This is a genomic window from Cognatilysobacter lacus (assembly GCF_008274655.1).
Taxonomy (GTDB): domain Bacteria; phylum Pseudomonadota; class Gammaproteobacteria; order Xanthomonadales; family Xanthomonadaceae; genus Cognatilysobacter; species Cognatilysobacter lacus.
This window is the reverse complement of record NZ_VTRV01000108.1, coordinates 1-9,254: the sequence shown is the minus strand read 5'-3', so window position 1 is coordinate 9,254 and position 9,254 is coordinate 1. Positions and strand designations below refer to the sequence as shown.

Sequence of the window (9,254 nt, the reverse complement as noted above, 5' to 3'; positions counted from 1 at the left end):
GCCGCCGGCGCAGCAGCCCGAGGTCGATAGCGCCCGTCCCGGCGACGACTTCCGCACGCTGCTCCGCCGCCTCGGCGACCAGGACGACACGCCCACCCGCATCAGTGCCCGCGCCGTCGGCATGGTGCAGGCCGAAGCCGAATACGTGCAGGCGCGGGCGCAGGCGGTGGTGGAAGACACGCCGGTGCTGGCCACGCGCGAAGCGCCCGCCGTGATCGACGTGACGCCTGTGGCGCATGAGCCCGCGCCGATAGACGTCCCGCCGCAGGTTGACGTCGTCGACTTCGAGACAAGTGCCACCGAACCGAACTTCGCCGAATTCGACGCACCGCGCACGGTCGCGGAAGCGCCGCGCGTGCAGACCTTCGTCGAAGCCTTCGATCCGCTCGCCGAGATGGCCGCCGCGCAGGCGCCGACGCCCGTCGTCGCGCTGCCCGCACCGATGCTCACCGTCACCGCGCCGCCGACGCTGCAGCTCGTCGTCAACCAATCGGAAGACCCGACGATCGCCGCGATGCGCAACGAGCTTACGTCGATGCGCCAGATGATCGAGCGCCAGATGGGCCAGTACGCGGTCGAACGGCTGCGCGGCTCACCTGCACGCGCATTCGCCTTCGAGACGCTGCAGGCCTACGGCGTCGACGACGCGCTGGCGCAACAGATCGCGCAGCGCATCGACGCCCGCCTGGAGCCGGCCAAGGTCAAGGCACCGTTGCTGGCCGAACTCGCGCGCATGCTCACCATCGCCCGCGCCGAACCGCTCGAAGACGGCGGCGTGTTCGCGCTGATCGGCCCGACCGGGGCCGGCAAGACCACCACGCTCGCCAAGCTCGCCGCCCGATTCGCGCAGCGCCATCGCGCCCGCGACGTCGCACTCGTCACCACCGATGTGGAACGCCCCGGCGCGCGCGAACAGCTGCACGCGCTCGGCCGCAAGCTCGGCATCACGGTGTGCGAGGCGAACGGCCCCGAAGGCCTCACCGATGCGCTCGACCAGCTGGTCGACTACCCGCTCGTGCTCGTCGACACCGCGGGCTATGCGGCGCGCGACAAGGCGCTGCTCGGCCAGGTCACCTGGCTGCGTGCGACGCGCAACCTTCGCTCGCTGCTGGTGCTGCCCGCCAACCTGCAGGCGCAGGACATGTCCGAAGCGGTGCGTCGCTACCGCATGGCGCAGCCGGAAGCCGTCGTGCTGACCAAGCTCGACGAGACCGGCCGCCTCGGCAGTGCGATCTCCGTCGCCATCAAGCATGCCCTGCCGATCGCCTACACGACCGCAGGCCAGCACGTGCCCGCCGACCTCGAAGCCGCCGATGCATCGCGCCTCGTGCTCTCGATCGAAAAACTCCGTCGCGCCGCCGACAACCCGCTCGCCACCGAGGAACGCCATGTCGTCGCCTAACCCCGTCGCAAACCCGGTGCGCCTGTCCGCGAACGATGCCGGCCCGGTACGCGTGATCGCCGTCGCCAGTGGCAAGGGCGGCGTCGGCAAGACGTCGGTCAGTGTCAACCTGGCGATGAGCCTGCAGAACGCCGGGCAGCGCACGCTGCTGCTCGACACCGACCTCGGCCTGGCCAATGTCGACGTGATGCTGGGGCTCAGCCCGCGCTTCACGCTCGCCGATGTGTTCGCCGGCCGCTGCGAACTGTCGGACACGCTGCTCGAAGGCCCCAACGGCCTGCTGGTGGTGCCCGCGGCCAGCGGCAAGCGCCACATGACCGAACTCACGCCGGCGCAGCACGTGGGCCTGGTGCACGCGTTCTCGCAACTCGACGTGCCGGTCGACGTCATGATCATCGACAACGCGGCCGGCATTTCCGACAGCGTGCTGACCTTCTGCCAGGCCGCGCAGGACGTGATCGTCGTCGTGTGCGACGAGCCCGCATCGGTGACCGACGCCTACGCACTGATCAAGGTGCTGAGCCGGGAGCGCAGCGTGACGCGCATCCAGGTGCTGGCCAACCAGGTCGGCCATCCGTCCGAGGGCCGCCAGCTGTACGACAAGCTCGAACGCGTGACGTCCAAGTTCCTCGACGTCACCCTCAACTACCTAGGCGCCATCCCGCGCGACGAATGGTTGCGCCGCGCCGTGCAGCGACAGGAAGCAGTCGTTGACGCCTTCCCCGCCGCGCCGGCATCGATGGCGTTCCGAGAAATCGCCAAGCGCGCCGCGCAATGGCAGACGCCGGACGGCCCGCGCGGCCACGTCGAATTCTTCATGGAGCGCCTGATCCCGACGGCGCGGAGCGCGACCGCATGAACATGACCGCGACGGCCGTGAAGGCCAATCAATACCGGCAGACGCGGACCGCCAGCGACGGCTTCGACGCCACGGCGGTCGTGACGCGCCATGGCGAACTCGTACGCCGCATCGCGCATCACCTCGCCGCGCGGCTTCCTGCCAGCGTCGAAGTCGACGACCTGATCCAGGCCGGCATGCTGGGCCTGATCGAGGCCGCGAAGAACTTCCAGGCCGACCAGGGCGCGGCGTTCGAGACCTATGCCTCGATCCGCATCCGCGGCTCCATGATCGACGAGATCCGCCGCGGCGACTGGGTGCCGCGCAGCGTGCACCGTCGCTATCGCGACGTGGTCGCCGCGACGCGACAGGTCGAACAGGCCAACGGGCGGGCGGCGAACTCCGCGGAAGTCGCCGAGGTGCTGGGGGTGTCGATGGACGACTACCACCACATGCTCGAGGACGCCTCGCGCGGCCAGCTGCTCAGCCTCGACGAGCAGATGGACGACTTCGACGGCGAGCCGCGACTTGCGGCCAGCTGCAACATCACGCCGGCGCGCGAACTCGAGAACAGCGTGTTCCGGCAGGCGCTCGGCGAAGCCATCGGCAACCTACCAGAGCGCGAGCAGCTGGTGCTGTCGCTCTACTACGAGCAGGAAATGAACCTGCGCGAGATCGGGGCGGTGCTGGGCATCAGCGAATCGCGCGTCTGCCAGATCCATGGACAGTCGATGCTGCGGCTGCGCGGTCGGTTGGGAGACTGGCGCGACACCGCGGCTGAACACATCGACGCCTGAGCCGCGATTGGCGCAGCGCTGCGCGATCGCGGTGCCACAAACGACCTGGCGCGCGAACCGTGGCCGGGTCGAGGGCGGCCTTCGGCTGGAACCCGGGCCGCGACGCGTTCGACGTTCCGCGCAGGCGCGGTTGCGCGGGGCATCAAGACATTCCCTTCCCTGCCGTTAGTCCTCAAGGACAGCCCGGAACGCCCATGGACAAGACCATCAAGATCCTCATCGTCGACGACTTCTCGACGATGCGACGCATCGTCAAGAACCTGTTGAACGATCTCGGCTTCTTCGACACCACCGAAGCCGAGGACGGCAACAGCGCGCTCGTCGAACTGCGGAAGGCCCGGTTCGACCTGGTCATCACCGACTGGAACATGCCGGGCATGCCGGGCATCGACCTGCTCAAGAGCATTCGTGCCGACGCTGCGCTCAAGACGATCCCGGTGCTCATGGTCACCGCCGAAGCGAAGCGTGAGCAGATCATCGAAGCCGCGCAGGCCGGTGTGAACGGCTACGTCATCAAGCCGTTCACCGCCGCGACGCTGCAGGACAAGCTCGCCAAGATCTTCGAGCGCATCGGGGCCGCGGCGTGAGCGCGGCGCTCGTCGAGCCCGACCGCGCCGCGATTGTCGCCACGCTGCAGGCGGCGGTGCGGGCGGTCGAAAGCGACGACACTCCCGGCTGGCGTGGCGCCATCGATGAACTGGTGGAGTGGCGCACGCAGCCGCTGGTGCAGGGCATCGTGCGGCTTGCGCGCGAGCTGTCGGTCGCACTCGGCGACGACGGCCGTGGCAACGGCGCGGCGTCGCTGCCCGACGCTTGCTCGCGGCTCGAGCATGTTGTGAAACTTACCGAAACGTCGAGCATGCGTACGCTCGACCTGATCGACGAATGCAGCCGCCTGCTCGGCCAGCTGCCGGCTCCGCAGGACGACGCACAGCGCGCCGTGATCGCCGGCCTGCGTTCGCGCTTTTCCGAGATGTCCGTCGCCCAGGGCTACCAGGACCTGACGGGCCAGATCATCCTGCGCGTGGTCGAACTGGTGCGCGCGGTGCACACCGGGCTCGGCGACATCGTCGGGCCGCAGGAGCCGTTGCAGCTTCACAACGGGAATCGCGGGCACGGTCCCGCCGTTTCAGGGGTGGATCCGAGTCCCGCAACGCAGGACAACGCGGACGAACTGCTCTCCGCGCTCGGGCTCTGAGTCACGGAGCCGGACGCGATGGGCGCCACCGACAGCAACAGCGAGATCCGCGCCGACTTCCTCGTGGAAGCGCGCGAGATCGTCGACCAGCTCGGCGAGCAGATGGTGGTGCTCGAGCGCGCGCCTGAAGACCGCGACGCCCTGAACTTGGTGTTCCGGGGTTTCCACACCATCAAGGGCGGCGCCGGCTTCCTCGACTTCCCGCCGATGGTGACGCTCTGCCACGCGGTGGAGGATCGCCTGGACGTCGCACGCAACGGCGCGATGCCGCTCGACGGATTCGCGTTCGACGGCGCCCAGCAGGCCATCGACCTGCTCGCGGACATGCTTGAATGCATCGCCGTCGGCCAGCCGTTGCCGGGCGTGCCGCAGGTGTTGATCGACAGCATGCACGTCGATCACCGCACATCGCCGACGTCGCAGGCGGCGATCGTCGCGAGCGACCTGCCGGACAATCTCGACGAGCTCGACTTCGATTCGCTGCTCGATGCGCTTCACGGCAAGGGGGCGCTACCCGGCGCCGCGCCGGCGTCCGAAGCGCCTGCGCTGGCAGCGGTCGCCCCCGCGCCTTCTCCAACGGAGGTCGCGCGACCCGAGCCGATGGCGCACGGTCGCCGCAGCCCGGCCGCGAACGACGCCGGCGAAACCACCGTGCGCGTGGACGTGCGTCGCCTGGACGCCATGGTGAACCTCGTCGGCGAACTGGTGCTCGCGCGCAACCGCCTGAAGACGATCCGCCCGCGCCTGCGCGACGAGGATCTCGATCGCGCGGTGAGCGTGCTCGACGCCGCCACGTCGCGCCTGCAGTCGGCGGTGATGACGGCGCGCATGCAACCGGTCGGGCGCGTGTTCTCACGCTTTCCGAAGCTTGCGCGCGACGTCGCGCGGCAGGTGAGCAAATCGGTCGAACTCGACGTCGTCGGCGCCGAGACCGAACTCGACCGCAACCTCGTCGAGGCGCTGTCAGACCCGCTCGTGCACCTGGTGCGGAATGCGATCGACCACGGCATCGAATCGCCGGAGGCGCGCCGCGCGGCGGGCAAGAACGAGGTCGGCAGCGTACGGCTTTCCGCACAGCAGGAAGGCGACCACGTGATGATCGAGGTGCGCGACGACGGCGCCGGCATCGATCCCGAAAAGATCCGCGACAGCGCGATCCGCAAGGGACTGGTCGACGCCGAATCAGCCGCGCGCCTGAGCGCCGACGAATGCCTGCAGCTGATCTTCATGCCCGGCTTCTCCACGCGCGCCGAAGTCACCGACCTGTCCGGGCGTGGCGTGGGCATGGACGTGGTGCAGAGCAGGATCCGCGAGCTGTCCGGCAGCGTGCAGATCCAGTCCGACGTCGGGCGTGGCACGCGGATGTCGATCAAGGTGCCATTGACGCTCGCGATCCTGCCCACGCTGCTGGTCGAGATCGACGGCGACGTGTACGCGCTTCCACTCGTGCGTGTCATAGAAGTGCTTGCGCACGACAGCGCCAAGGCGCTGTGGATCGATGGCCAGAGCGTGCTGGACCTGCGCGAGCAGCCCACGCCGGTGCTGGACCTGCGTCACTGGCTCGGGGTGGAACCCTCGACGGGCGGCGCTGCCACGGGCGTGGTGCTTCAGGCCGGCGAACAGCGCTTCGTGCTGATCGTCGATCGCGTCCGCGGGCGCGAGGAAGTGGTCATCAAGGCCCTGCCGCGCACGCTGCGCGGGCTGGCGGGCTACGCCGGCGCCAGCCTGATCGGTGACGGCCGCATGGCGCTGATCCTCGACGTGGATGCACTGCACGAGTCCGGTGTGCGCACGCGGCGGATCGTCGCCAGCGCCTGAGCGCCCGGCTGAACACGCCCACGCGCGTGGGCGTTCAAGAAACCTGCAGGCGCGCCCGTTAACAGGTGCGATGGACAGGCTCTCAATCATCGGCGTCGTACTCGCGCTGGCCGCGCTGCTCGGGGGCAGCGTGCTCAAGGGCGCGGGGCTCGCCGGGCTGTGGTCGCCGGCCGCGTTCGTGATCGTGATCCTGGGCACGCTCGCGGCGATCCTCGTGCAGACGCCGATGTCCACGTTCCGACGCGCGATGGCGATCGTGCGATGGGTGTTCCAGCCACCGGCGCGTGACGGCAAGGCGCTCGTCGCGCGCATCGTCGACTGGAGCAACGTCGCGCGCCGCCAGGGCCTTCTCGGCCTCGAGGTCGAACTCGATATGCTGCAGGACGACTTCCTGCGCAAGGGCCTTCAGATGGTCGTCGACGGCAGCGAGCCCGACGCCATCCGGCAGACGCTGGAGATCGAGCTGGAGAGCCACCAGCATCGGGATATCGCCGCCGCCAAGGTGTTCGAAGGCATGGGCATCTACGCGCCGACGCTCGGCATCATCGGCGCGGTGCTCGGGCTGATGTCGGTGATGAAGAACCTTGCAGACCCCGGCCATCTCGGCCACGGCATCGCCGCCGCGTTCACCGCGACCATCTACGGCATCGGTTCGGCCAACCTGTTGCTGCTCCCGATGGCGGCCAAGCTCAAGGGCGTGATCGCCGGGCAGGCGCTCGATCGCGAAATGCTCATCGAGGGCCTGATCGCGATCGCGCAGGGCGAGAACCCGCGCAACATCGAGGCGCGCCTGTCGGGGTACCTGCACTGATGGCGCGCCGGCACGTCCACGAGGAACACATGAACCACGAGGCGTGGGCGATTCCCTACGGCGACCTGGTGACGCTGCTGCTCGCGTTCTTCGTGGTGATGTACGCGGTCTCGTCGGTGAATGCGGGCAAGTACCGCGCCGTCGCCGACTCGCTCTCCACCGCGTTCGGCGGAGCACCCCGGTCGGTGACGGCCGTGCAGCTGGGCCACGTGCAGCAAGGCAGCGCCGATCTGCGCGTTCCATCGCTTGCGATGGCGCGTGCCGCCGCGCCGGGTCGTGCCCTGCCATTGCAGGCGCCCCGCCTTCGCGCCGACCTGGCCGATACCCCCGCCGCTCGCGCGGCGCGTGCACACGCGGTCCACCAACAGCTGCAGGGCATCGGCGACCGCATCGGCGACGCGTTGTCGGGCCTGGTGCAGCAGAAGCTCGTGCGCCTGCGCCAGGGCAGCGATTACCTCGAAGTCGAGATCCAGAGCGACCTGTTGTTCCCCAGCGGTTCCGCTTCGCCCAGCGCGCTTGCCGTCGACACCGTGCAGAAGCTCGCGAGCGTGCTGCGCGACGCGCCGAACGCGATCCGGGTGGAGGGCTACACGGATGACCAGCCGATCGCCAGCCCGTCGTTTCCGTCGAACTGGGAACTCTCGGCCGCGCGTGCGGCGAGCGTGCTGCACGTGATGTTGCAGGCCGGCGTAGCGCCGTCGCGGCTGTCGATGACGGGCTATGGCGAGTTCCAGCCGGTGGCTGCGAACGACACGCCGCAGGGTCGCAACGCCAATCGCCGCGTGATGCTGGTGATTCTGCCCGCAGGCGAAGGGACGGATTCGGTTCGGCGTGACGAAAGGCTCGCCGCGACACAACCGGCCGCGACACCGCGGAGCGCCGGCTGATGCAGACCTGGGCGATCGCCAACCAGAAGGGCGGGGTCGGCAAGACCACCACCACACTGTGCCTGGCGCGCGGCCTGGTCGATGCGGGCTTTCGCGTGCTCGTGCTCGATCTCGACCCGCACGCGTCGCTGTCGCACGCGTTCCGCATCCCGACCGATCCGCCGGCACGCGGTTCGTACGAATTGTTCACCGACCCCACGCAGATGCTTTCGCGGCTGGGTCGCGCCACCGCGATCGATCGCCTGCACGTCTGCCCTGCGCAACCGGCACTGGCCACGCTCGAACGCCGCGGCGCCAGCCAGCCCGGCCTCGGCCTCGCGCTGGGCCGTTCGTTGCACGCCGCGCGCGATGCCTACGACTACGCGGTGCTCGACTGCCCGCCGACGCTGGGCCTGCTGATGGTCAACGCGCTCGCAGCGGCGGACCGGCTTGTATCGCCCACGCAGACCGACCCGCTGGCGTTGCACGGCCTGCGCGACATGCTGCGCACCGCCGACATGGTGGAGCGCTCGCGTCGACGCCCGCTTCCGCGCGCGATCATTCCCACGCTGCACGACAAGCGTACGCGCTCGGGCCAGCAGAGCCTCGAGCAGCTGCACGAGATGTACGGTCCGCTCGTGAGCCCTGATCCGATCCCGTTGGACACGCGCCTGCGCGACGCGGCAGCGGTTGCGAGCGGTGCCACGCTGGCCAGCCGCGGGGCGGACGCCTATCGCGAGGCCCTGCAGTGGCTCCTGGATCCGATTTCACTTGAGTGCGAAGCCGCCTGACATGAGCGCTATCGACGCGTATCTCGAGGAACTCCTGGGCAGCGGGCCAACGCCCGCCGCCGTCGCGGCCGCCTCGGTCTTCTCGCACGAGCAGCCGACCGCAAGCCGCGAGTCCGTCGAGACGATTTCGCTGGCGCGCGCGCATCCGTCGCTCGAGGCGCTGATGCCGTCAGCGCCGATCGCGTCGATCCCGCGCGTGCCACCCGCCGCGCCGGGCCGTGCACGCACGGCCACTGGTGGCAATCGCTGGCTGCGCGTCTGCGTGGGGCGCGATTCGTACGCATTCGAACTGCTGCGCGTGCAGGAGGTGGTACGCGTCGCGCCGGTCGTCGCGATGCGCGGCGCCGCGCATTCCGTGCTGGGCGTCATGAACCTGCGCGGTCGCATCGTGCCGGTGTTCGACCTCGGGCTATGGCTGGACGTGGGTGGCGTGACCGTCGACGAACGCGCGCGCGTGGTCGTCGTGGAACGCGACGATGAGCTGATCGGCGTGCTGGTGACCTGCGTCGAAGACGTGGTTTCGCTGGAGCGCGAGCACGTGGAGCCACCGTTGCAGGGCACCGACCCCGGGCCGACGCTGGGCGTGGCCCGCGTGACCGATGCGCCAACGGTCCTGCTGGACGCGGGTGCGCTGTTTGCCTGACCGCGTTGTGCCGGCGGGCGCGTTCGGTCGGCTTTGACCGGTGACGACGCCCGCGCCGGCGGCCTGTCGCACACGGCGCCTGCGCTCGGC

General features: G+C 69.5%; 10 protein-coding genes. All 10 read left to right on the top strand.

The features are described from left to right. On the top strand, window positions 1-1,402 hold a 1,402-nt coding region (locus tag FW784_RS09955), incomplete at its 5' end, for an AAA family ATPase (RefSeq protein WP_149353193.1). Next, a complete protein-coding gene (locus FW784_RS09950; RefSeq protein ID WP_149353192.1) occupies window positions 1,389-2,261 on the top strand; it encodes a MinD/ParA family protein in 873 nt (290 codons plus the stop codon). The genes FW784_RS09955 and FW784_RS09950, both read left to right, overlap by 14 nt. Next, window positions 2,258-3,037: an RNA polymerase sigma factor FliA gene (locus FW784_RS09945; RefSeq protein ID WP_425481629.1), complete on the top strand. Its 780-nt coding sequence runs from the start codon at window positions 2,258-2,260 to the stop codon at window positions 3,035-3,037. The genes FW784_RS09950 and FW784_RS09945 overlap by 4 nt, the downstream gene beginning before the upstream one ends. 194 nt (window positions 3,038-3,231) lie before the next feature. Next, complete coding sequence (gene cheY / locus FW784_RS09940) at window positions 3,232-3,624, top strand: chemotaxis response regulator CheY (RefSeq protein WP_149353191.1); 393 nt, start codon at window positions 3,232-3,234, stop codon at window positions 3,622-3,624. Then, window positions 3,621-4,235, top strand: coding sequence for a protein phosphatase CheZ (locus FW784_RS09935; protein WP_149353190.1), 615 nt, complete (start codon window positions 3,621-3,623; stop codon window positions 4,233-4,235). Before cheY ends, FW784_RS09935 begins: the two co-directional genes overlap by 4 nt. An 18-nt stretch (window positions 4,236-4,253) precedes the next feature. Next, entirely contained in the window at window positions 4,254-6,053 is a 1,800-nt protein-coding gene (locus FW784_RS09930; RefSeq protein ID WP_149353189.1) for a chemotaxis protein CheA, read from the top strand. 70 nt (window positions 6,054-6,123) lie between these two features. Beyond that, window positions 6,124-6,864, top strand: a complete 741-nt coding sequence (locus FW784_RS09925; RefSeq protein WP_149353188.1) for a flagellar motor protein — start codon at window positions 6,124-6,126, stop codon at window positions 6,862-6,864. Then, window positions 6,864-7,751 (top strand): flagellar motor protein MotD, encoded by an 888-nt coding sequence (gene motD, locus FW784_RS09920; RefSeq protein ID WP_149353187.1) that lies wholly within the window; start codon window positions 6,864-6,866, stop codon window positions 7,749-7,751. The genes FW784_RS09925 and motD overlap by 1 nt, the downstream gene beginning before the upstream one ends. Beyond that, window positions 7,751-8,521 (top strand): ParA family protein, encoded by a 771-nt coding sequence (locus FW784_RS09915; RefSeq protein WP_149353186.1) that lies wholly within the window; start codon window positions 7,751-7,753, stop codon window positions 8,519-8,521. Before motD ends, FW784_RS09915 begins: the two co-directional genes overlap by 1 nt. A 1-nt stretch (window position 8,522) precedes the next feature. Then, window positions 8,523-9,164, top strand: coding sequence for a chemotaxis protein CheW (locus tag FW784_RS09910; RefSeq protein ID WP_149353185.1), 642 nt, complete (start codon window positions 8,523-8,525; stop codon window positions 9,162-9,164). The last annotated feature ends 90 nt before the right edge of the window (window positions 9,165-9,254 follow it).